This is a genomic window from Streptomyces sp. NPDC058464 (genome assembly GCF_042721035.1).
Lineage (GTDB): Bacteria > Actinomycetota > Actinomycetes > Streptomycetales > Streptomycetaceae > Streptomyces.
Map to the genome: position 1 here is coordinate 1 of NZ_JBHXMA010000003.1, position 22,571 is coordinate 22,571.

The 22,571-nt window shown below is 71.5% G+C and carries 18 protein-coding genes; 14 read left to right on the top strand and 4 right to left on the bottom strand.

Features of this window, described 5'->3' with window-relative positions; translation table 11 throughout:
- Positions 1-268 precede the first annotated feature (268 nt).
- The 4 genes from ACFWPQ_RS05120 to ACFWPQ_RS05135 all read right to left on the bottom strand — a co-directional run bounded on the left by ACFWPQ_RS05120 (position 269) and on the right by ACFWPQ_RS05135 (position 5,940).
- On the bottom strand, positions 269-2,653 hold the full coding sequence (locus tag ACFWPQ_RS05120; protein ID WP_384030106.1) for a DUF3488 and DUF4129 domain-containing transglutaminase family protein: 2,385 nt from the start codon (positions 2,651-2,653) through the stop codon (positions 269-271).
- On the bottom strand, positions 2,653-3,999 hold the full coding sequence (locus ACFWPQ_RS05125; protein ID WP_384030108.1) for a DUF58 domain-containing protein: 1,347 nt from the start codon (positions 3,997-3,999) through the stop codon (positions 2,653-2,655). The genes ACFWPQ_RS05120 and ACFWPQ_RS05125 overlap by 1 nt, the downstream gene beginning before the upstream one ends.
- A complete protein-coding gene (locus tag ACFWPQ_RS05130) occupies positions 3,999-5,039 on the bottom strand; it encodes an AAA family ATPase (protein WP_384030110.1) in 1,041 nt (346 codons plus the stop codon). Before ACFWPQ_RS05130 ends, ACFWPQ_RS05125 begins: the two co-directional genes overlap by 1 nt.
- Positions 5,040-5,391: 352 nt before the next feature.
- On the bottom strand, positions 5,392-5,940 hold the full coding sequence (locus tag ACFWPQ_RS05135; protein ID WP_361283568.1) for a carbonic anhydrase: 549 nt from the start codon (positions 5,938-5,940) through the stop codon (positions 5,392-5,394).
- Positions 5,941-6,294: 354 nt separating this feature from the next.
- Between ACFWPQ_RS05135 and rsmH the strand changes: the two genes are divergently transcribed.
- The 14 genes from rsmH (at position 6,295) to ACFWPQ_RS05205 (ending at position 22,520) form a co-directional block, all read left to right on the top strand.
- Entirely contained in the window at positions 6,295-7,251 is a 957-nt protein-coding gene (gene rsmH, locus ACFWPQ_RS05140; protein ID WP_384030113.1) for a 16S rRNA (cytosine(1402)-N(4))-methyltransferase RsmH, read from the top strand.
- Between the two features lie 33 nt (positions 7,252-7,284).
- Positions 7,285-7,857: a septum formation initiator family protein gene (locus ACFWPQ_RS05145; RefSeq protein WP_361283574.1), complete on the top strand. Its 573-nt coding sequence runs from the start codon at positions 7,285-7,287 to the stop codon at positions 7,855-7,857.
- Positions 7,854-9,863 carry a peptidoglycan D,D-transpeptidase FtsI family protein gene (locus tag ACFWPQ_RS05150; RefSeq protein ID WP_384030115.1) on the top strand — a complete coding sequence of 670 codons (2,010 nt, stop codon included), beginning with the start codon at positions 7,854-7,856 and terminating at the stop codon, positions 9,861-9,863. Before ACFWPQ_RS05145 ends, ACFWPQ_RS05150 begins: the two co-directional genes overlap by 4 nt.
- 42 nt (positions 9,864-9,905) lie before the next feature.
- Positions 9,906-11,561 (top strand): UDP-N-acetylmuramoyl-L-alanyl-D-glutamate--2,6-diaminopimelate ligase, encoded by a 1,656-nt coding sequence (locus ACFWPQ_RS05155; RefSeq protein WP_384030117.1) that lies wholly within the window; start codon positions 9,906-9,908, stop codon positions 11,559-11,561.
- Positions 11,562-11,589: 28 nt separating this feature from the next.
- Positions 11,590-13,002, top strand: a complete 1,413-nt coding sequence (gene murF / locus ACFWPQ_RS05160; protein WP_384030119.1) for a UDP-N-acetylmuramoyl-tripeptide--D-alanyl-D-alanine ligase — start codon at positions 11,590-11,592, stop codon at positions 13,000-13,002.
- Positions 13,002-14,072 (top strand): phospho-N-acetylmuramoyl-pentapeptide-transferase, encoded by a 1,071-nt coding sequence (gene mraY, locus ACFWPQ_RS05165; protein WP_361284585.1) that lies wholly within the window; start codon positions 13,002-13,004, stop codon positions 14,070-14,072. Before murF ends, mraY begins: the two co-directional genes overlap by 1 nt.
- Positions 14,054-15,472, top strand: a complete 1,419-nt coding sequence (murD, locus tag ACFWPQ_RS05170; protein ID WP_384030121.1) for a UDP-N-acetylmuramoyl-L-alanine--D-glutamate ligase — start codon at positions 14,054-14,056, stop codon at positions 15,470-15,472. The genes mraY and murD overlap by 19 nt, the downstream gene beginning before the upstream one ends.
- A gap of 66 nt (positions 15,473-15,538) precedes the next feature.
- Complete coding sequence (ftsW, locus tag ACFWPQ_RS05175) at positions 15,539-16,894, top strand: putative lipid II flippase FtsW (RefSeq protein WP_384030123.1); 1,356 nt, start codon at positions 15,539-15,541, stop codon at positions 16,892-16,894.
- Between the two features lie 6 nt (positions 16,895-16,900).
- Positions 16,901-17,989, top strand: a complete 1,089-nt coding sequence (gene murG, locus ACFWPQ_RS05180; RefSeq protein WP_217544558.1) for an undecaprenyldiphospho-muramoylpentapeptide beta-N-acetylglucosaminyltransferase — start codon at positions 16,901-16,903, stop codon at positions 17,987-17,989.
- Between the two features lie 29 nt (positions 17,990-18,018).
- The gene (locus ACFWPQ_RS05185; RefSeq protein WP_384030719.1) at positions 18,019-18,813 is read left to right on the top strand and encodes a cell division protein FtsQ/DivIB; all 795 of its coding nucleotides are present in this window, start codon (positions 18,019-18,021) and stop codon (positions 18,811-18,813) included.
- A gap of 277 nt (positions 18,814-19,090) precedes the next feature.
- Positions 19,091-20,287 carry a cell division protein FtsZ gene (gene ftsZ, locus ACFWPQ_RS05190; RefSeq protein WP_089101080.1) on the top strand — a complete coding sequence of 399 codons (1,197 nt, stop codon included), beginning with the start codon at positions 19,091-19,093 and terminating at the stop codon, positions 20,285-20,287.
- A 10-nt stretch (positions 20,288-20,297) separates the two neighbouring features.
- Positions 20,298-21,026 carry a peptidoglycan editing factor PgeF gene (gene pgeF, locus ACFWPQ_RS05195; protein ID WP_384030126.1) on the top strand — a complete coding sequence of 243 codons (729 nt, stop codon included), beginning with the start codon at positions 20,298-20,300 and terminating at the stop codon, positions 21,024-21,026.
- A 6-nt stretch (positions 21,027-21,032) separates the two neighbouring features.
- Positions 21,033-21,752 carry a YggS family pyridoxal phosphate-dependent enzyme gene (locus ACFWPQ_RS05200; RefSeq protein ID WP_384030128.1) on the top strand — a complete coding sequence of 240 codons (720 nt, stop codon included), beginning with the start codon at positions 21,033-21,035 and terminating at the stop codon, positions 21,750-21,752.
- A gap of 126 nt (positions 21,753-21,878) precedes the next feature.
- On the top strand, positions 21,879-22,520 hold the full coding sequence (locus ACFWPQ_RS05205; RefSeq protein WP_361283603.1) for a cell division protein SepF: 642 nt from the start codon (positions 21,879-21,881) through the stop codon (positions 22,518-22,520).
- The last annotated feature ends 51 nt before the right edge of the window (positions 22,521-22,571 follow it).

The window sequence follows — 22,571 nt, forward strand, 5'->3', positions numbered from 1 at the left end:
GGCCCATTGTGGTTACCCCCCGCGGGCCGCCCGCCGGTGAGGGTGGGGTCCCCCCCCCGGGGGGGCCACCCCTCAGTCGTCGGAAACCCTTGCTGCGGGCCGTGAGCCACTGCGGGCCGGTGGGGGCTGGTCGCGCAGTTCCCTGCGCCCCTTACGGGGCGCGTCACAGCCCCCAGCTGCGGGCAGGCGTGCCGCAGGGCGGCACGGGTGGGCGCAGCGGCACCCTGCCAGTGCCGGTAAGCGACCCCATCCCCCCGCGCCGCCCCCGTCAGCCTTCCTGCTCCGACGGCTTGCGCAAGGTCGGTCGGGCCGCTGCCGCCCGCTCCCGCAGCCGGGTCCACCCCGCCGAAGTCGCCCACACCAGCCGCACGGCCGACCGCGGAGCGAACAGCGCTCGCAGCCGCGAGGGGACACCGACCGTGCCGTTGAACGCGGCCGTCACCCTGCGGACGTCGTCCGCGAGGCCCGCCGTCGGCCGCGGCCGAGGCGCGTACAGCACCTGTTCGACCGCGTCCGCCACCCGGTGCACCGAGGCCCCGGCGGCCGGGTCCAGACCGCCGAGCCGGACGATCCGGGCGGCGGCGTTGCGCGGGGTCTGCGAGTCGTCCGGCAGGACGCCGAAGTCCCAGGCGGTGTCCGTCAGTTCCGTCCAGACGGCCAGCGTGTGCGCCGCCACGCCGGCCGGCGTGCGGTCGTAGGCCCCGAGCCGACGGGCACGTGCCTGCTGCCGGTACAGCATCGGCGACAGCGGCACCGCCACCACGACGAGGCCGCCGAGCGCCCACAGCGCCAGCTGCCACCACGGCGGCCCGTCGTCGCCGCTCTGCACCGCGGCCGCCGCGGACGGGCTGGCGCAGGCGTCCTGCCTGCGCAGCTGCGCCGGGCAGCTCTCGCTCTGCGAGGCCGAGACGGACGGCGCCGCCGAGGCGCCCTTGGAGGGCAGGGTCTGGTCCGGCAAAGAGGAGCCGGGCGAGTCCGACACCGTGTACGAAGGCGTCGTGCCCCGGGTCGGGGTCGGCTCGAAGCGGGTCCAGCCCACGCCCTCGAAGTACAGCTCCGGCCAGGCGTGCGCGTCCTTCAGGCCCACCGACACCGTGCCGTCGGCCTGCGGGGTGCCCGGCGCGAAGCCCACCGCGACCCGGGCCGGGATGCCCAGCGTCCGGGCCATCGCGGCCATCGCGAAGGAGAAGTGCACGCAGAAACCGCGCTTCTGCTTCAGGAAGTTCGCGATCGCGCCCTCGCCCCGGCCGACCTCCACCTGGGTGTCGTACTGGAAGCCGCCCGTCACCGCGAAGTAGTCCTGGAGCTTGACCGCCTCCTCGTAGTGGTTGGCCGAGCCCGCGGTGACCTCCTTCGCCGTCTGCGCCACCACCGACGGCAGCGAGGACGGCACCTTGGTGTAGTCCTTCCTCATCGCCGCCGAGGCCTCGGGCGCCGCGGCCAGCTGCTCCGCCGTCGGCTGCACGTCCAGGCTGGTGACCTGGTACGTCTCACCGCGCGTGTTCTGCCCGTGGTCGCCGACCAGGGTCATCCCGACCGGCTCGTAGCGCCAGGTGCCGGCCACCTTCACCCCGCTCGGCGGGTACGGCATCGGCAGCCAGTCCTGGGCGTACCAGTCGGCGGCCGAGATCGTCGACTTCACCGTCGTCCGCCGGACGTCGCCGCCGAGGCCCGCCGGGGTGGGGAACGTGTTCGGGACGCTGGTGATGTGCCGCTGGGCCGGCTTCCAGGTGGTGCCGTCGAAGTCGTCCAGGGAGACGATCCGCAGATACAGGTCGGAGACGTCGTCGCTGCTGGTCCGCACGGACAGCACCTGGCGGTCCTCGTCCACGTTGAGGCTGTCCCGCAGCGACACCAGCGGGTTGACCGCGGAGATCGTGCCGCCGTTCCCGTTGCCCACGCCGACACCGGCCCCGGTGCCGTCCAGCAGGCCGCCCTGGATCGAGGGCATCGCGAGCGGCACGAACAGCGCGACGCTCAGCACGGCGAAGCCGATCCGGCGCCCGGTGCGCACCGGGGCCACCGCGCCGCTCTCCTGGGCGCCCGGGGTGCGCGCGGCCCCGCCGAACACCCGGCCCCACTGCGAGAGCCGGTCCCGGCCCTCGGCGAGCAGCAGCATCAGATAGCCGGCCGCCGCGACCAGGAACCACAGCCAGTCGATCGGCCCGTCGGACAGGCCGGCCGCCACCGAGTACAGCGCGAGCAGCGGCAGCCCGGCCGGGGCCGCGCTGCGGAAGGTCACCGCGAGGGTGTCCACGACCAGCCCGACGACCAGCACCCCGCCGACGACCATCAGCCGGATGCCGGGCGTCAGCGGCGCGGGTATCGCGTACCGGCTGACGTCGTCCGAGCCCTGCTGGAGCAGGTCGCCGAAGTACCGGAAGGTGTCCGGGCCGGGGATCACCCCGGCGATCGCGTGCTCCCGGGCGAAGGCCACGGTCAGCGTCAGCAGCGTGACCAGGGCCTGCGCGGCCACGGTGAGCGGCCGGGCCAGCGGCACCCGCCTGGCGGCCGCGCCCACGCCCGTCTGGACCGCCACCAGGAACGCCGCCTGGAACAGCCAGGTCATCGGGGAGACCAGCGGCAGCAGGGCACAGGACGCCATCAGCGTCGCCGCCGCCGCGGTGAGGGCGAGCCGGGCCCGTCCGCTCATCACTTGGCCTCCCCGCTCAGCGCGGCCAGCCCGGTGCGCTCCCGGTCGGCCTGCCGCCACAGCTCGGCCAGCGCGGCGCCGCGGTCCACGCTCACGGCCGTCCAGCCGGCCTCGCGCAGCATCCGCAGCCGCTCCTCGTGCGCGTTGCCCGGGGCGGGCACGTCGCTCGGCTCCCGGACCCAGGTGTCCGGGTCCAGCACGAAGGCGAGGGCACCGCCGCTGCGCTGGCGCATCTTCGCGGCCACCGTCGCCTGCTCCTCGTCGAGATCGCCCAGGAAGGCCACCAGCAGCCCCTCGTTCCCGCTGCGCAGCACGTCGTAGGCCCGGGACAGGCCGGTGCCGTCCGAGTGGTCGATCACGGCCAGGGTGTCCATCATCAGCCCGGCCGCCTCCGCCGACTCGTGGCCGGAGCCCGCGAAGCCGTCGGCGCCCTCGCCCGGCACCGAGCTGCCGGTGTCCGTCAACAGCCGGACCGAGAAGCCGCGTTCGAGCATGTGGACCAGGACCGAGGCGGCACCGGACACCGCCCACTCGAACGCCGAGTCCGGACCCGCGCCCTCGTAGGCGAGGCCCCGGGTGTCCAGCAGTACCGTGCAGCGGGCGCGCTGCGGCTGCTCCTCACGGCGCACCATCAGCTCGCCGTAGCGGGCGGTGGAGCGCCAGTGCACCCGGCGCAGGTCGTCGCCGTAGCGGTAGCCGCGCGGGATCACGTCGTCCTCGCCGGCCAGGGCCAGCGAGCGCTGCCGGCCGTCGCCGTACCCCTTCGCCTCGCCGCTGAGCCGGATCGGCGGCAGCGGCTCGACCTTCGGGATGACGGTGAGGGTGTCGAACGTCGAGAAGGAACGGGTCAGTTCGCACATGCCGAACGGGTCGGTCAGGCGCAGCTGGAGCGGGCCCAGCGGATAGCGGCCGCGCAGGTCGGAGCGGACCCGGTAGGACACCTCGCGGCGGCCGCCCGGCTCCACCCGGTCCAGGACGAAGCGGGGGCGCGGCCCGAGGACGTAGGGCACCCGGTCCTGGAGCATCAGCAGGCCGGTGGGCAGCCGCGAGACGTTGTCCATCCGCAGGTGGACCCGGGCCTCGCTGCCGGCCGGCACCCGCGCGGGGGAGAGCCGGCGGCTGCCGGCCACCCGGTAGCGGGTGCGGTAGAGCACGGCGGCGCAGATCAGCGGCAGCACGGCGAGCAGCAGCCCGACCCGGCGCAGGTCGGCCTGGCCGAGTATGTACGCGCAGATCACCGCCGCGATGCCGGCCGCCAGGAAGGACCGGCCGCGGGTGGTCAGCCCGGCCAGGGCCGTGCGGATCCCGCCCGTCTCCCCGCGGTCGGCCTCCGCCGGGGTGCCCATCACCGACTCCGCGGGGGCTGCTGGGGATACGCCGGCACACCCCGGCCCAGACCGCCGAAACCGGCCTGCTGCTGGGGGGCCGCGGGCACCGGGGTCGACTGCAGGATCTCCTGGACGACCTGCTCCGCGGTGCGCCGGTTGAGCTGGGCCTGGGCGGTGGGCAGCAGCCGGTGCGCCAGCACCGCGACGGCGAGCGCCTGCACGTCGTCCGGCAGCGCGTACTCCCGGCCGCTCAGGGCCGCGGACGCCTTCGCCGCGCGCAGCAGGTGCAGCGTGGCGCGCGGGGAGGCGCCGAGTCTGAGGTCGGGATGGGTACGGGTGGCGGCGACCAGGTCCACCGCGTACCGCCGGACCGGCTCGGCGACGTGGACCCCGCGCACGGCCTCGATCAGCTTCACCACGTCATGGGCGTGCGCCACCGGCTGGAGGTCCTCCAGGGGGCTCACCCCGCCGTGGATGTCGAGCATCTGCAACTCGGCCTCCACGCTGGGGTAGCCGACCGAGACGCGGGCCATGAAGCGGTCGCGCTGGGCCTCGGGCAGCGGGTAGGTGCCCTCCATCTCGACCGGGTTCTGGGTGGCCACCACCATGAACGGACTGGGCAGTTCATAGGTCTGCCCGTCGATGGTGACCTGCCGCTCCTCCATCGACTCCAGCAGCGCGGACTGGGTCTTCGGCGAGGCGCGGTTGATCTCGTCGCCGATCACGATCTGGGCGAAGATGGCGCCCGGTTTGAACTCGAAGTCCCGGCGCTGCTGGTCCCAGATGGACACGCCGGTGATGTCCGACGGCAGCAGGTCGGGCGTGAACTGGATACGCCGCACCGTGCAGTCGATGGACCGCGCCAACGCCTTCGCCAGCATCGTCTTGCCCACGCCCGGGACGTCCTCGATCAGAAGATGTCCCTCGGCGAGCAGTACGGTCAGCGAAAGCCGTACGACCTCGGGCTTGCCCTCGATCACACTCTCCACCGAACTGCGGACCCGCTCCACAGTCGTGGTCAGATCAGTGAGGCTCGCTCGATCGTCATAGGTCGTCACCCGGCCCTCCTCGGCCCGTCATTGCCCGGGCCGGCGCTCCGTCTGGCATAACCGGCCCACCCCGAATCACGGACACCACGCGTGAATGGTTCCGCGTGACGTCTCACACCGCATTCTTGCTGCCGTTACCGATTCGTGTCACTCGCCTGTGGACAACTGCCCGCACTATGTCGGTCTTACGGGCTTTCGACCGCCTATTTGACAGTGGGTCGACAGCTTACGGCGGGCGTGTTCCGGGGCGCGCGGTCTGCTCGACGGGCCGGGGCGGCGGGATCGGCGGGCGGCGGCGGCCGGTGTGCCCCGCCGCCCGCCGCGCCGATTCCGGGACGGCGGGCGGCCGGGCCGGGACCGGTCAGACCGGGTCGACCTCGCGGAGGAGGCCGGTGCGGACGTCGAAGACGAAGCCGCGTACGTCGTCGGTGTGCAGCAGGAACGGCGAGGTGCGCACCCGCTGCATGGACTGCCGTACGTCCTGGTCGACGTCCCGGAAGGACTCCACCGCCCAGGCCGGGCGCTGGCCGACCTCCATCTCCAGCTCGGTGCGGAAGTCCTCCGTGAGGGCCTCCAGACCGCAGCCGGTGTGGTGGATCAGCACGATGCTGCGGGTGCCGAGCTTGCGCTGGCTGATGGTGAGCGAGCGGATCACGTCGTCGGTGACCACACCGCCGGCGTTGCGGATGGTGTGGCAGTCGCCGAGCTCCAGGCCGAGCGCGGCGTGCAGGTCGAGGCGGGCGTCCATACAGGCCACCACGGCCACGTGCAGCACGGGCCGGGCGTCCATGCCGGGGTCGGTGAAGGCGCCTGCGTAGGTCCGGTTGGCATCGACCAGGCGGTCCGTCACGGTGCCGTCCGTGGTTATGGCGCCTTCGGATCCAGTGGGAGCTGCTGCGGAAGTCGTCATAGTCACGACGGTACTGGTCACGGGTGGTCACGGCCTGCTGTGAGAGGGGACAAAGGACGTCATCGTGGCTTGTTGTGAGCTAACCCACACGGAGGGCAAACCAGGGCCGCCCGGGTGATTCCCGGTGAATCCCGCCCCGGCCGGGACGCCGTACGCGCCGTGCAGGCCGGTTGATTGACCGCGCGACACGGTGGACTAAAGTGACGCGAAGCGGGAGGCGAGGCTCTCCCCGCTGGTGAAATCCCCTGGAGACCCCGGCACGGCGCCCGGGCCGTCTCCCCACGTGCGCGGCGCGCGTACCGAGCGGGCGGGGACCCGGCGGTGCGTCCCCCGTGCCGGAACTGAGAGGCCCCCTTGAGCCAGAGTCGACACGTCCCGGTGATGCTCCAGCGGTGCCTGGACCTGCTGGCGCCCGCCCTGGAGCGGCCGGGCAGCGTGGTCGTCGACTGCACCCTCGGCCTCGGCGGCCACAGCGAGGCGCTGCTGACCCGCTTCCCCGAGGCCCGCCTGGTCGCCCTGGACCGCGACAAGGAGGCCCTGCGCCTGTCCGGCGAGCGGCTCGCCCCCTTCGGTGAGCGCGCCACCCTGGTGCACGCCGTCTACGACGAACTGCCCGACGTGCTCGCACGCCTCGGCATCGCGCGCGTGCAGGGCGTGCTCTTCGACCTCGGCGTCTCCTCCATGCAACTCGACGAGGCCGGCCGCGGCTTCGCCTACGCCCAGGACGCCCCCCTGGACATGCGCATGGACCAGACGACCGGCATCAGCGCCGCCGAGGTCCTCAACACCTACCCGGCCGGCGACCTCGTCCGCATCCTGTTCGCGTACGGCGAGGAGAAGCAGGCCAAGCGGATCGTCTCGGCGATCGTCCGGGAGCGCGAGAAGGAGCCGTTCAGCAACAGCGCCCGGCTCGTCGAGCTGATCCGGGACTCGCTGCCGCAGGCCGCCAAGCGCACCGGCGGCAACCCGGCCAAGCGCACCTTCCAGGCGCTGCGCATCGAGGTCAACGGCGAACTGTCCGTCCTGGAAAGGGCGATCCCGGCCGCCGTGAAGGCCCTCGCGGTCGGCGGACGGATCGCCGTGCTGTCGTACCACTCGCTCGAAGACCGCCTGGTCAAGCAGGTGTTCGCGGCCGGCGCCGCCACCACCGCGCCGCCCGGGCTGCCGGTCGTGCCCGAGCAGTACCAGCCCCGGCTCAAGCTGCTCACGCGCGGTGCCGAACTTCCCACCGAGGAAGAGGTCGCCGAGAACCGCCGGGCCGCGCCGGCGCGTCTTCGGGGAGCCCAGCGCATCAGGGAGGAAGCCGAGTGAGCGAGCGGGGTTTGCGGACCCACCGGAGGACACGTGAGTAGGAAACCCGAGCTGCGGGGGCGGGCGGCCCGGCTCGCCCGGCTCTTTCCGGCCGGCCGTGCCAACCAGGCCGCCCGCACCCCGTTCGTCCTGCTCGTCGTCCTGCTCCTCAGCGGCGGCCTGATCGGCCTGCTGGTGCTGAACTCGGCGCTCAGCGAGGGCTCGTTCAGACTCGACGACCTGCAGAAGCAGACCAAGAACCTCACCGACGAGGAACAGGCCCTGCAGCGGGACATCGACGCCTACTCCGCCCCCGACGCCCTCCAGCGCCGGGCCCGCGAGCTCGGCATGGTCCCCGGCGGCGACCCGGCCTTCCTCGACCCGGACGGCACCGTCAAGGGCGTCCCCGGCCCCGCCGCCCTCCGGCAGACCACCGCGCCCCTCGCCCCCGAGGCCCTCGGCACCCGGTCCGCCGCCGCGGCGACGCCGACCGGGTCCGCGTCGGTGCCCCCGCCGGCGGCCGCACCTACGGGCACGCCGGTCACCACGCCGGTCGCCACCCCCGTGACGACCCCGGCGCCGGCACTCACGCCCGCGACCACCCCGACCCCGACCCCCGGCAGGTGACGGAAGTGCCAGACACTTCTGGAGACAGGCAGCCGCCGCGCCGCCGCGTGCCCGGCCCCGCCAGGCCGCCCCGCCCCCGGGACCCCAGGGGTACCGTCCGGAGCCGGTCCGGTCCCGGGCCCGGCGCCCGCCCGGTCCGCCGCCCGAGCGGTCCGAGCGGCCCGCGCCCCCCGGCCGCGCCCGCGCTGCGGCTCGGCAGCCCCCGCCCCCGGCTGCGCATGGTCGGGCTCGCCCTGACCCTGGTGCTGATGGTCTTCGTCGGGCGCCTGCTCCAGGTCCAGGCCGTCGACGCCAGCGCGTACGCGGCGAAGGCCGAGCTGAACCGGTACGTCGTGCACACCCTGGCCGCCGAGCGCGGCGGTATCACCGACCGCAACGGCGTGGCGCTCGCGATCAGCGAGGACGCCTACGACATCACCGCCGACCCCACGATGTTCACCAGCAAGCAGCTCAAGGTGGACGACGGGCCCGAGCAGGCCGCCGCGCTGCTCTCCCCGATCCTCGGCAAGAACCAGGCCGACCTGCTCAAGCTGCTGCGGCCGAAGAACAAGGAGCTGCGCTACGTCCGGCTCGCGACCCGGCAGACCCCGCAGGTCTGGAAGCAGATCAAGGACCTGAAGGCCGCGCTCACCACCAAGGCCGGGACCGACAGCAGCACCGTCAACGTGCTGGCCGGCGTCTTCGCCGACCCGAGCAGCCAGCGCGTGTACCCCAACGGCGACCTGGCCGCCGGGATACTGGGCTGGGTCAACGCCGAGGGCAAGGGCGGCGGCGGCATCGAGCAGCAGCTCGACAAGGCGCTGACCGGCAAGGACGGCAAGATCCGCTATGCCCAGTCCGGCGGTCGCGAGGTCCCCACCGCGGGTTCCACCGAGACCCCGGCCGTGGCCGGCTCCGACGTCGAGCTGACCATCGACCGCGACATCCAGTGGGCCGCGCAGAACGCCATCAGCGAGCAGGTCAAGAAGTCCAAGGCGGACCGCGGCTACGTGGTCGTCCAGGACACGCAGACCGGGCAGATCCTGGCCATGGCCAACTCGCCCGGCTTCGACCCGAACGACCTGTCGACCGCCGACTCCGCCGACATGGGCAACGCGGCCCTCCAGGACGCCTACGAGCCCGGCTCCACGGCCAAGGTGATGTCCATGGCGGCCGTCCTGGAGCAGAACGCCGCCACCCCGCTCACGCACGTGGTGGTGCCCAACCGGCTGCACCGCGGCGACCGGCTCTTCAAGGACGACGTCGACCACACGACCTGGTACCTCACGCTCAACGGCGTGCTCGCCAAGTCCAGCAACATCGGCACCATCCTCGCCGCCGGCCAGCTCGGCAAGACCCAGGAACAGGCCAACCAGGTCCTCTACTCGTACCTGCGCAAGTTCGGCATCGGCAGCTACTCCGGGCTCGGCTTCCCCGGCGAGACCAAGGGCATCCTGGCCGCGCCGGACAAGTGGTCGACGTCGCAGCAGTTCACGATTCCTTTCGGCCAGGGCTTCTCCATCAACGCCATGCAGGCGGCCTCCGTCTACTCGACCATCGCCAACGGCGGGGTCCGCGTCGACCCGACCCTGGTGCGCGGCACCAAGGGCGCCGACGGCCGCTACACCCCGGCCGCCCAGCCCAAGAAGACGCGCGTGATCAGCGCGAAGACGGCCAGGACGCTCGCCGAGATGCTGGAGTCCGTCGTGGACGACGAGCAGGGCACCGGCGCCAAGGCGGCCATCCCCGGCTACAACGTCGCCGGCAAGACCGGCACCGCCAACCGAGTGGATCCGGCCACCGGCAGGTACCGCGGCTACACCTCGTCGTTCGCCGGGTTCGCACCCGCCGACAAGCCCCGCATCACCGTCTACTGCGCCATCCAGAACGCCACCGCCGGCAGCTACTTCGGCGGCCAGATCTGCGGCCCGATCTACAAGCAGGTGATGGAGTTCGCCCTCAAGACCCTCCAGATCCCGCCGACCGGCGCCAAGGCGGCCGACCTGCCCGTCGACTACAAGCCCTGATCAGCACCTCAGCACTTCGCACAGACCACCAGGAACGAGCTCGTGACAACGATCACCCCCGATCCCGGGAACCACGGGACCCCGCGCCCCTCGCTTCGCTCCGGAGCGGGTGCGCCCGGTACGCTCACCGCCGTGCCAGACGCTGATCAGTCCCAAACCACCCAGAAGGGCGCTTCCGTGACACATCCGGGGCCGCCCAGGCCGGTTCGGGCCTCCGCCACACCCCTCGCGGAGCTCGCCGGCCAGCTGGGTGCCGCCGTCCCGGACAGCAGCGCGGAGGTCACGGGCATCACCCATGACTCGCGCGCGGTCCGCCCCGGCGACCTGTACGCCGCCCTGCCGGGTGCCCGGCTGCACGGTGCCGACTTCGTCGCCCAGGCCGCCGGCCTCGGCGCGGTCGCCGTTCTGACCGACCCGTCGGGCGCCGAGCGCGCCGCCGCGACCGGCCTGCCGGTCCTGGTCGCCGACGACCCGCGCGGGCGGATGGGCGAACTCGCGGCCACCATCTACGGCCGTCCGGGCGCCGGCCTGCTCCAGATCGGCATCACCGGCACGTCGGGCAAGACCACCACGGCCTACCTGGTCGAGGGCGGTCTGAAGACCACGCGCAACACCGGTCTGATCGGCACGGTCGAGACGCGCATCGGCGACGAGCGCATCAAGTCCGAGCGCACCACCCCCGAGGCCACCGACCTCCAGGCCCTGTTCGCCGTGATGCGCGAGCGCGGGGTCGAGGCGGTCGCCATGGAGGTCTCCAGCCACGCCCTGGTCCTCGGCCGGGTCGACGGCTGCGTCTTCGACATCGCCGTCTTCACCAATCTCAGCCCGGAACACATGGAGTTCCACTCCGACATGGAGGACTACTACCGGGCCAAGGCGCAGCTGTTCACCCCGAAACGCAGCAAACGGGGTGTGGTCAACATCGACGACGAGTACGGCCGCCGGCTCGCCCGGGAGGCCTCCGTCCCGGTCGTCACCTACTCCGCCGAGGGCCACCCGGACGCCGACTGGCGGGCCACCGACGTCCACATCGGCCCGATGGACTCGACGTTCACCGTCACCGGGCCCGAGGGCGTCCGGATCGCCGCCAAGTCGCCGCTGCCGGGCCCCTTCAACGTGGCGAACACCCTCGCCGCGATCGTCGCCCTGGCCGCCGCCGGGCTCGACCCGCAGACCGCCGCCGACGGCATCGCCGCCGTGCCGGGCGTCCCGGGCCGCCTGGAGCGCGTGGACGCCGGACAGCCCTACCTCGCGGTCGTCGACTACGCCCACAAGACGGACGCCGTCGAGTCGGTCCTCAGGGCCCTGCGCAAGGTCACCAAGGGCCGGCTGCTCGTCGTCCTCGGCTGCGGCGGCGACCGTGACCGCACCAAGCGCGCCCCGATGGGCGCCGCCGCGGCCCGGCTCGCCGACACGGCCGTACTGACCTCCGACAACCCCCGCTCCGAGGACCCCCTCGCCATCCTCGCGACCATGCTCGAAGGCGCGGCGTCGGTGCCCGCCCACGAGCGCGGCGAGGTGCTCCTCTTCGAGGACCGGGCCGCCGCGATCGAAGCCGCCGTCGCCCGTGCGCACCCCGGCGACACCGTGCTGGTCGCCGGCAAGGGCCACGAGCAGGGCCAGGACATCGCCGGCGTGATCCGTCCCTTCGACGACCGTCAGGTCCTCCGCGAAGCCATCCAGAAAACCCAGGGATGAAAATCCAGAAGACCCAGGGGATGAACTTGTGATCGCCCTCTCTCTCGCCGAGATCGCAGCAGTCGTCGGCGGGCAGACGCACGACATACCGGATCCGTCCGTCCAGGTCACCGGCGAGGTCGTCCGGGACTCCCGCGAGGCGGGGCCGGGCAGTCTCTTCGCCGCCTTCGTGGGCGAGCGCGTGGACGGCCACGACTTCGCCGCCCAGGTCGTCGAGCAGGGCGCGGTCGCCGTACTGGCGTCCCGCCCCGTCGGCGTGCCCGCGATCGTCGTGGACGACGTCCAGACCGCCCTCGGCGCCCTCGCCCGCCATGTCGTACGACGGCTCGGCGCGACCCTCGTGGCGCTGACCGGCTCGGCCGGCAAGACCAGCACCAAGGACCTCATCGCCCAGGTGCTGCGCACCAAGGCGCCGACCGTCTTCACGCCCGGCTCCCTCAACAACGAGATCGGGCTGCCGCTGACCGCCCTGTCCGCCACCGAGGAGACGAAGTTCCTGGTGCTGGAGATGGGGGCCCGGGGCATCGGCCACATCCGCTACCTCACCGATCTGACACCCCCGAAGATCGGCCTGGTCCTCAACGTCGGCACCGCCCACATCGGCGAGTTCGGCGGCCGGGAGCAGATCGCCCAGGCGAAGGGCGAGTTGGTGGAGGCCCTGCCCGCGGCCGAGGACGGCGGCGCCGCGATCCTCAACGCGGACGACCCGTTGGTGCGGGCCATGGCCTCCCGTACCAAGGCGAAGGTGGTCCTTTTCGGAGAGTCGGCCGAAGCGGACGTACGGGCCGAGAACGTACGACTCACGGACACGGGACAGCCCGCGTTCAGCCTTCACACACCCTCCGGTGCAAGCGATGTGACCATGCGCCTGTACGGTGAGCACCACGTGTCGAACGCGCTCGCCGCGGCCGCCGTCGCCCATGAGCTGGGCATGTCCGCGGAAGAGATCGCGCTCGCGCTCTCCGAGGCGGGCTCCCTCTCCCGCTGGCGTATGGAGGTCACCGAGCGCCCGGACGGCGTGACCATCGTCAACGACGCCTACAACGCCAACCCCGAGTCCATGCGAGCCGCGCTGCGCGCGCTCGCGGCCATGGGTCAGGGGCGCCGCACGTGGGCGGTGCTCGGCAAGATGGCCGAGCTCGGGGACGAGGCGCTCGCCGAGCACGACGCGGTCGGACGGCTCGCCGTCCGGCTCAATGTCGGCAAGCTCGTCGCCGTCGGGGGAGTGGAAGCCTCCTGGCTGCAACTGGGCGCATATAACGAGGGTTCGTGGGGTGAGGAGTCGGTGCACGTGTCCGACGCACAGGCGGCGATCGACCTGTTGCGCAGCAAGTTGCGCCCGGGGGACGTCGTACTCGTGAAGGCGTCCCGGTCGGTGGGCCTGGAGAGCGTTGCGCAGGCGCTCCTGGAGTCCGGTGCCGAGGGTGTTGATGCCCGATGATGAAGCAGATCCTCTTCTCGGGCGTCATCGGTCTCTTTCTGACCCTGGTCGGCACCCCGCTGCTGATCAAGCTCCTCGCCCGCAAGGGCTACGGCCAGTACATCCGTGACGACGGCCCGCGCGAGCACGCCAGCAAGCGCGGTACGCCGACGATGGGCGGTATCGCCTTCATCCTGTCGACGGTCGCCGCCTACTTCCTGTCCAAGGTGATCACCGGCTACACCCCGACCTACTCGGGCGTGCTGGTGCTCGGCCTGATGTGCGGGATGGGCCTGGTCGGCTTCCTCGACGACTACATCAAGATCGTCAAGCGGCGCTCGCTGGGCCTGCGGGCCAAGGCGAAGATGGCCGGCCAGCTGATCGTCGGCATCGGCTTCGCGGTGCTGTCGCTGATGTTCGCCGACGCCCGCGGCAACACGCCGGCCTCCACCAAGCTGTCGTTCATCACGGACTTCGGCTGGTCCATCGGCCCGGTGCTGTTCGTGGTCTGGGCGCTGTTCATGATCCTCGCGATGTCCAACGGCGTGAACCTGACCGACGGCCTGGACGGTCTGGCCACCGGCGCCTCCGTGCTCGTCTTCGGCGCCTACACGTTCATCGGCGTCTGGCAGTTCCAGGAGTCCTGCGCCAACGCGGTCACGCTGACCAACCCCAACGCCTGCTACGAGGTGCGCGACCCGCTGGACCTCGCGGTCATCGCCTCCGCGCTGATGGGTTCCTGCCTCGGCTTCCTGTGGTGGAACACCTCGCCGGCCAAGATCTTCATGGGCGACACCGGTTCGCTCGCGCTCGGCGGTGTCCTCACGGGCCTGGCGATCCTCTCCCGCACGGAGCTCCTCGTCGCCATCATGGGCGGCCTGTTCGTCCTGATCACCATGTCGGTCGTCATCCAGGTCGGCTCCTTCCGGCTCACCGGCAAGCGCGTCTTCCGGATGGCACCGCTCCAGCACCACTTCGAACTCAAGGGCTGGTCCGAAGTCCTTGTGGTGGTCCGCTTCTGGATCATCCAGGGCATCTGTGTGATTGTCGGACTGGGCCTCTTCTACGCAGGATGGGCAGCGGACAAGTGACCGACTGGCAGGGCAAGCACGTCACCGTCGCCGGGCTCGGCGTCTCCGGTGTCCCGGCGGCCAGGGTGCTGCACGCGCGGGGCGCGATCGTCACGGTCGTCAACGACGGCGACGACGCACGCGCGCGTGAGCAGGCCGCCGAACTGGAGGCACTGGGCGTCACGGTACGGCTCGGTGACGGCGCCACCCTGCCCGCGGGCACCGAGCTGATCGTGACCGCGCCCGGCTGGAAGCCGGACAAGCCGCTGTTCCAGGCGGCCCGCGCGGCCGGCATCGACATCTGGGGCGATGTCGAGCTGGCGTGGCGGCTGCGCGGCCCCGATGCGGCCCCCTGGCTGGCCGTCACGGGCACCAACGGCAAGACCACCACCGTCCAGATGCTGGCGTCGATCCTGAAGGCCGCGGGCCTGCGCACGGCCGCCGTCGGCAACATCGGCGTCTCGCTGCTCGACGCGGTCCTCGGCGACGAGGAGTACGACGTCCTCGCGGTGGAGCTGTCCAGCTACCAGCTGCACTGGGCGCCCTCCCTGCGCGCCCACTCGGCGGCCGTGCTCAACCTCGCCCCGGACCACCTCGACTGGCACGGCTCCATGGAGGCGTACGCCAAGGACAAGGGCCGCATCTACGAGGGCAACCGGGTCGCCTGCGTCTACAACGTCGCCGACAAGCTCACCGAGGAGCTGGTGCGGGAGGCCGACGTCGAGGAGGGCTGCCGGGCCATCGGCTTCACCCTCGGCACCCCGGGACCCTCCCAACTCGGCGTCGTGGACGGCATCCTCGTCGACCGCGCCTTCGTCGAGAACCGGCAGAAGAACGCCCAGGAGCTGGCCGAGGTCTCCGACGTCAACCCGCCGGCCCCGCACAACATCGCCAACGCCCTCGCCGCGGCGGCCCTCGCGCGCGCCTTCGGGGTGCCGCCCACGGCCGTACGGGACGGGCTGCGGAACTTCACCCCGGACGCCCACCGCATCGCGCACGTGGCCGACGTGGACGGGGTCGCGTACGTCGACGACTCCAAGGCGACCAACACGCACGCGGCGGAAGCCTCGTTGGCGTCGTACGAGTCGATCGTGTGGATCGCGGGCGGTCTGGCGAAGGGGGCGACCTTCGACGAGCTGGTCGCCAAGTCGGCAAAGCGACTTCGCGGCGTGGTGCTCATCGGCGCCGATCGCGCCCTCATCCGGGACGCCCTCGCGCGACACGCGCCGGAAGTACCCGTCGTCGACCTCGACCGGACCGACACTGGGGCGATGCTCGCGGCGGTCCAGGAGGCGCGGCGGCTGGCGGCCGAGGGCGACACGGTGCTCCTCGCCCCCGCCTGTGCCTCCATGGACATGTTCGCCAACTACAACAAGCGCGGTGACGCGTTCGCCCAGGCTGTTCGCGAACTCGGCGCCTGACCCGGCCGCCTGCCGGGCGACCTTGGGAGGGACGCGTGGGACGGTCGACGTTCAGCGGAGGCGTTGATGCCCGGTAGCCGCACCGGCCGGCCGCCCGTACAGCGGGCGGTCCGGCGGCCCGCCGCGCCCCGCGCGTCGCGCGAGAACCCGCTGCGGCGGCTCTACACGCGCGCCCAACGGGCCTGGGACCGGCCGCTGACCGCGTACTACCTGATCCTCGGCGGCAGCCTGCTCATCATCGTGCTCGGGCTGGTGATGGTCTACTCGGCCTCCCAGATCACCGCGCTCCAGATGTCGCTGCCCGGCTCGTTCTTCTTCCGCAAACAGTTCCTGGCCGCCTCCATCGGCGGCGTGCTGCTGCTCGTCGCGTCCCGTATGCCGGTGAAACTGCACCGGGCGCTCGCCTACCCGATCCTCGCCGGAGCCGTCTTCATGATGGCGCTCGTGCAGGTGCCGGGGATAGGCATGTCGGTCAACGGCAACCAGAACTGGATCTCCCTCGGCGGCTCCTTCCAGATCCAGCCCAGCGAGTTCGGCAAGCTCGCGCTGGTGCTGTGGGGCGCCGACCTGATGGCCCGGAAGCAGGAGAGGCGGCTGCTGACGCAGTGGAAGCACATGCTGGTACCGCTCGTTCCGGTGAGCTTCCTGCTGCTCGGGCTGATCATGCTCGGCGGCGACATGGGCACGGCGATCATCCTGACCGCGATCCTGTTCGGCCTGCTGTGGCTGGCGGGGGCGCCCACCCGGCTGTTCGCGGGTGTGCTGTCCATCGCGGGCCTGCTCGGGTTCATCCTCATCAAGACCAGCCCGAACCGGATGGCCCGCCTCGCCTGCATCGGCGCCACCGAACCCAAGACCGGCGTCGCCGACTGCTGGCAGGCGGTGCACGGCATCTACGCCCTGGCCAGCGGCGGGCTCTTCGGATCCGGACTCGGTGCGAGTGTGGAGAAATGGGGCCAACTGCCCGAAGCCCACACCGACTTCATCTTCGCCGTCACCGGCGAGGAACTGGGCCTGGCGGGGACGCTGTCGGTACTGGCCCTCTTCGCGGCTCTAGGCTATGCGGGTATCCGCGTGGCCGGACGCACGGAGGACCCCTTCGTGAGGTACGCCGCGGGAGGCGTGACCACCTGGATCACCGCCCAGGCGGTGATCAACATCGGTGCGGTGCTCGGCCTGCTGCCGATCGCCGGCGTCCCCCTCCCGCTGTTCTCCTACGGAGGCTCCGCCCTGCTGCCGACCATGTTCGCCATCGGGCTGCTGATCGCCTTCGCACGCGACGAGCCCGCTGCGCGGGCGGCGCTTGCGATGCGGCAACCTCGCTTTGGTAGAAAGCGGGGAGCCCGGGGCCCTCAGGGGCCTCGGAGATGGAACACGATGCGACGGCGCGCCTCGGTGGCGCGCTCGTCCGGAGAGCGGTGAATTTCGGTGCATGTCGTACTCGCTGGTGGGGGGACCGCCGGCCACATCGAGCCCGCGCTCGCCCTCGCGGACGCCCTGCGCAGGCAGGACCCCACCGTGGGGATCACGGCCCTGGGCACGGAGCGCGGCCTGGAGACCAAACTGGTCCCGGAACGCGGCTATGAGCTCGCACTGATCCCGGCGGTGCCGCTGCCCCGCAAGCCCACCCCCGAGCTGATCACCGTGCCGGGCCGGCTGCGCGGCACCATCAAGGCCGCCGAGCAGATCCTGGAGCGCACCAAGGCGGACTGCGTCGTCGGCTTCGGCGGCTACGTCGCCCTGCCCGGCTACCTCGCCGCCAAGCGCCTCGGCGTGCCGATCGTGATCCACGAGGCCAACGCCCGCCCCGGCCTCGCCAACAAGATCGGCTCCCGGTACGCCGCCAAGGTCGCGGTCTCCACCCCGGACAGCAAGCTGCGCGACGCCCGCTACATCGGCATCCCGCTGCGCCGCTCCATCTCCCTCCTGGACCGCGCCGCGGCCCGCCCCGAGGCCCGCCACCGCTTCGGCCTCGACCCCAACCTGCCGACGCTGCTGGTCTCCGGCGGCTCGCAGGGCGCCCGCCGCCTCAACGAGGTCATCCAGCAGGTCGCGCCCTGGCTGCAGCAGGCGGGCATCCAGATCCTGCACGCGGTCGGCCCGAAGAACGAACTGCCGCAGGTGCACCAGATGCCGGGGATGCCGCCCTACATCCCGGTAAGTTACCTGGACCGGATGGACCTCGCGTACGCCGCGGCCGACATGATGCTCTGCCGCGCCGGCGCGATGACCGTCGCCGAACTCTCCGCCGTCGGGCTCCCGGCCGCCTACGTCCCACTGCCCATCGGCAACGGCGAACAGCGGCTGAACGCCCAGCCGGTGGTCAAGGCCGGCGGCGGCCTCCTGGTCGACGACGCGGAACTCACCCCGGAGTGGGTGCAGCAGAACGTCCTGCCCGTGCTCGCCGACCCGCACCGGCTGTACGAGATGTCCCGCGCGGCAAGCGAGTTCGGCCGCCGGGACGCCGACGACCTGCTCGTCGGCATGGTGTACGAGGCGATCGCCTCAAGCCGATAGGACCGTATGACGAAAGGCAAGTGAGCAGCGTGGCCGGACCGACCACCGCCGAACGCGGTGAACGCCAGCAGGAGTCGTCCGGCCCGCCGCTCGTCCGGCGGCTGCGCAACCGCCGCTTTCGCAGGACCCTCGTCCTGACGCTGTGCGTGCTGCTCCTCGGGTCCGGCTCCGTCTGGCTGCTGTACGGCTCCCCATGGCTGCGCGTGCGCCACGTCTCGGTGTCCGGTACGGCCGTTCTGACGCCCGAACAGGTCCTCGAGGCCGCCGACGTCCCCGTCGGGGAGCCGATGGTGTCCGTCGACACCGACGGGATCGAGGCCCGGCTGCGCCGGAAACTGCCCCGGATCGACGTGGTGGACGTCGTCCGTTCCTGGCCCCGTGGAATCGGGCTGAAAGTAATCGAGCGGACTCCGGTGCTCGTCATCGAAAAGGGCGGAAAGTTCACCGAAGTGGACAGGAAGGGTGTCCGTTTCGCCACGGTTTCACAGGCGCCGAAAGGCGTTCCGGCGCTGGAATTGAGTCTCTCCCGGTCGGGTTCGGCCACCCCGAGCCTGCGCCGGTTCGGCACCGACCGGCTGGTGCGGGAAGCGGTCGACGTCGCACGTGCCATTCCGGCCGCCGTCCGCCGGGACACCCGGACCCTCAAGGTCCGTTCCTACGACGACATCTCGCTGGAGTTGGGCGGCGGCAGCGTCGTCGAGTGGGGAAGTGCCGAGAACGGCGCCGCCAAGGCGCGTACGCTCACCGCACTCATGAAAGCAGCCTCCGGTGCCCGGCACTTCGACGTAAGCGTTCCCACCGCCCCTGCGTCATCGGCGAGTTGACGCACATCTGCCCAGGCCAGCACCCTGGTTGGGCACGACTATGCCTGATCACATAGGGTGAAAAGAAAAACGGGAGGTTCGGCGTGTTCGTTGAACGCGCGCCACTTGTCGACTTAGTGTCCTGTTCAGAAGACTCCAGGGAACAGACACACTGGTAACCCTAAACTTCAACGTTAGGGTTCGGGTCGGCGCTACGGACCGTCCCAATCGGCATCTGCCGTCCCGCGCGAACACCGCACGTGGACGGCAACGTAATTCGAGGCGAGAGGCCTTCGACGTGGCAGCACCGCAGAACTACCTCGCAGTCATCAAGGTCATCGGTGTCGGCGGCGGTGGTGTCAATGCCATCAACCGGATGATCGAGGTCGGTCTCAAGGGCGTCGAGTTCATCGCCATCAACACCGACGCGCAGGCGCTGTTGATGAGCGACGCCGACGTCAAGCTCGACGTCGGCCGTGAACTCACCCGGGGACTCGGCGCCGGCGCCAACCCGGCCGTCGGCCGCAAGGCCGCCGAGGACCACCGGGAGGAGATCGAGGAGGTCCTCAAGGGGGCCGACATGGTCTTCGTGACGGCCGGCGAAGGCGGCGGCACCGGCACCGGCGGCGCGCCCGTCGTGGCCAACATCGCGCGCTCGCTGGGCGCCCTCACCATCGGCGTGGTCACCCGCCCGTTCACCTTCGAGGGCCGGCGCCGCGCCAACCAGGCCGAGGACGGCATCGCCGAACTCCGCGAAGAGGTCGACACCCTCATCGTCATCCCGAACGACCGGCTGCTGTCCATCTCGGACCGCCAGGTCTCGGTGCTCGACGCGTTCAAGTCGGCCGACCAGGTCCTGCTCTCCGGTGTCCAGGGCATCACCGACCTCATCACCACCCCCGGCCTGATCAACCTCGACTTCGCCGACGTCAAGTCGGTCATGTCCGAGGCCGGTTCGGCCCTCATGGGCATCGGCTCGGCCCGCGGCGACGACCGCGCGGTGGCCGCCGCCGAGATGGCGATCTCCTCGCCGCTCCTGGAGGCCTCCATCGACGGCGCCCGGGGCGTGCTGCTGTCCATCTCCGGCGGCTCCGACCTCGGCCTGTTCGAGATCAACGAGGCCGCCCAGCTGGTCAGTGAGGCCGCCCACCCCGAGGCCAACATCATCTTCGGTGCGGTCATCGACGACGCCCTCGGCGACGAGGTCCGCGTCACCGTCATCGCGGCCGGCTTCGACGGGGGCCAGCCCCCGGCCCGCCGGGACAACGTCCTCGGCTCGTCCTCGGCCTCCGCCCGCCGCGAGGAGCCCGCTCCGGCCCGGCGGGAGCCCGAGCGCCCCTCCTTCGGCTCGCTCGGCAGCGTGACCCCGAAGGAGGAGCCGGAGCCGGCGCCCGAGCCGGTCGCCGACATCCCGGTCGCCCCGCCGGTCCCGCCGTCCCGTTCCTACACGGACAGCGCGGCCGAGGAACTGGACGTACCGGACTTCCTCAAGTGATCCTTACGACGTGATAGGACAGCGCGACACCGTGAGCGGCGCGCACTTCGCCTTCACCGACAGGTGGGGCGGGGTGAGCGCCGCTCCGTACGAGGAGCTCAACCTGGGCGGGGCGGTCGGCGACGACCCCGACGTGGTACGGACCAACCGGGAACTCGCCGCCAAGTCGCTCGGCCTGGACCCCGGCCGGGTGGTCTGGATGAACCAGGTCCACGGCAACGACGTGGCCGAGGTCGAAGGTCCGTGGACCACCCGGCTCACGCCCGAGGTGGACGGGCTGGTGACCGCGGCCCGGGGGCTCGCCCTCGCCGTCCTCACCGCCGACTGCGTGCCGGTCCTGCTGGCCGACCCGGCGGCCGGGGTGGTCGCCGCCGCCCACGCCGGACGGCCGGGCATGGTGAAGGGGATCGTGCCCGCCGCGATCGACGCCATGCAGTCGCTCGGCGCCGACCCGGCCCGGATCGTCGCCCGCACCGGACCCGCCGTCTGCGGACGGTGCTACGAGGTGCCGGAGGCGATGCGCGCCGAGGTGGCCGCCGTGGAGCCGGCGGCGCACGCGGAGACCAGCTGGGGTACTCCCGCGGTCGACGTGAGCGCCGGAGTGCACGCGCAGCTCGCGCGCGCCGGGGTGCTCGACCGGGCGCAGTCGCCGGTGTGCACGCTGGAGTCGGGTGATCACTTCTCGTACCGCCGGGACCGCGCCACCGGGCGGCTCGCCGGCTATGTGTGGCTGGACTGATGGGACATGACGGACCGTAACGCCGAACTCGCGGCAAACCTGGCGAAAGTGGAAGAGCGTATCGCGGCCGCCTGTGCGGCGGCGGGGCGCAAGCGGGAGGAGGTGACGCTGATCGTGGTCACCAAGACCTATCCGGCGAGCGACGTGCGGATCCTCTCGGGGCTCGGGGTGCGCCATGTCGCCGAGAACCGGGACCAGGACGCGGCCCCCAAGGCCGCCGAATGTACGGATCTGCCCCTTACTTGGCACTTTGTCGGGCAGTTGCAGACCAACAAAGTCCGATCAGTGGTCGCTTATGCGGATCTCGTGCAGTCCGTCGATCGTTCCAAGCTGGTGGACGCCCTGTCCAGGGAAGCGGTGCGGGTCGGGCGCGAGGTCGGCTGCCTCCTCCAGGTCGCACTCGACGCGGGCGCGAGCGGAAGAGGGGAGCGTGGTGGCGTGGCGCCGGGCGGAATCGAAGAGTTGGCCGCCCTCGTCGCCGGATCGCCGGGACTGCGGCTCGACGGCCTCATGACCGTCGCTCCGCTCACCGGGGAGTACGCGGGCCGCCAACGTGCGGCGTTCGAGCGGTTGATGGATTTGTCGACTGACCTGCGCCGAGCCCATCCTGCTGCGAACATGGTCTCCGCAGGGATGAGTGCGGACCTTGAGGAAGCCGTGGCCGCCGGGGCGACACATGTACGCGTCGGCACCGCGGTACTCGGAGTCCGCCCCAGGCTCGGGTAACGTCGCCAGGAAGTCGGACCACAGCAGAAAATATGGTCAATGCCGCCCAAGGTGGGCACAACGACCGTGTGGATCGCGGGACTTGGCAGTCGTCACCGATCCACCACAGAGCGGAGGACTCAGAGCATGGCCGGCGCGATGCGCAAGATGGCGGTCTACCTCGGCCTCGTGGAGGACGATGGGTACGACGGCCGCGGATTCGACCCCGATGACGACTTCGAGCCCGAACTGGACCCGGAGCCCGAGCGGGATCACCGACGGCACGAGCCGTCACACCAGTCCCACGGTGCACACCAGTCCCAAAGGGACGAATCGGTACGAGTGGTGCAACCGTCACCCCCGCGCGAACCGGTGTCGCATTCCGCTTCGCTCCCTGCGGAATCGGGACGCCCGGCGCGCATCGCCCCCGTGGCGTCCATCACACAAGAACGCGCAAGCCTGGAGAAGAACGCACCGGTGATCATGCCCAAGGTCGTGTCGGAACGAGAGCCTTACCGGATCACCACGCTTCACCCCCGGACCTACAACGAGGCCCGTACCATCGGGGAACACTTCCGTGAGGGCACCCCGGTGATCATGAATCTGACTGAGATGGATGACACAGACGCGAAGCGACTTGTCGACTTTGCGGCTGGTTTGGTGTTTGGTCTTCACGGCAGCATCGAGCGGGTGACGCAGAAGGTGTTCCTGTTGTCGCCTGCTAACGTCGATGTCACGGCGGAGGACAAGGCTCGCATCGCAGAGGGCGGGTTCTTCAACCAGAGCTGAGACGCACGACCGGTAGAAGGCACGTAACAGGGGAGAGGGAAAGCACGGACC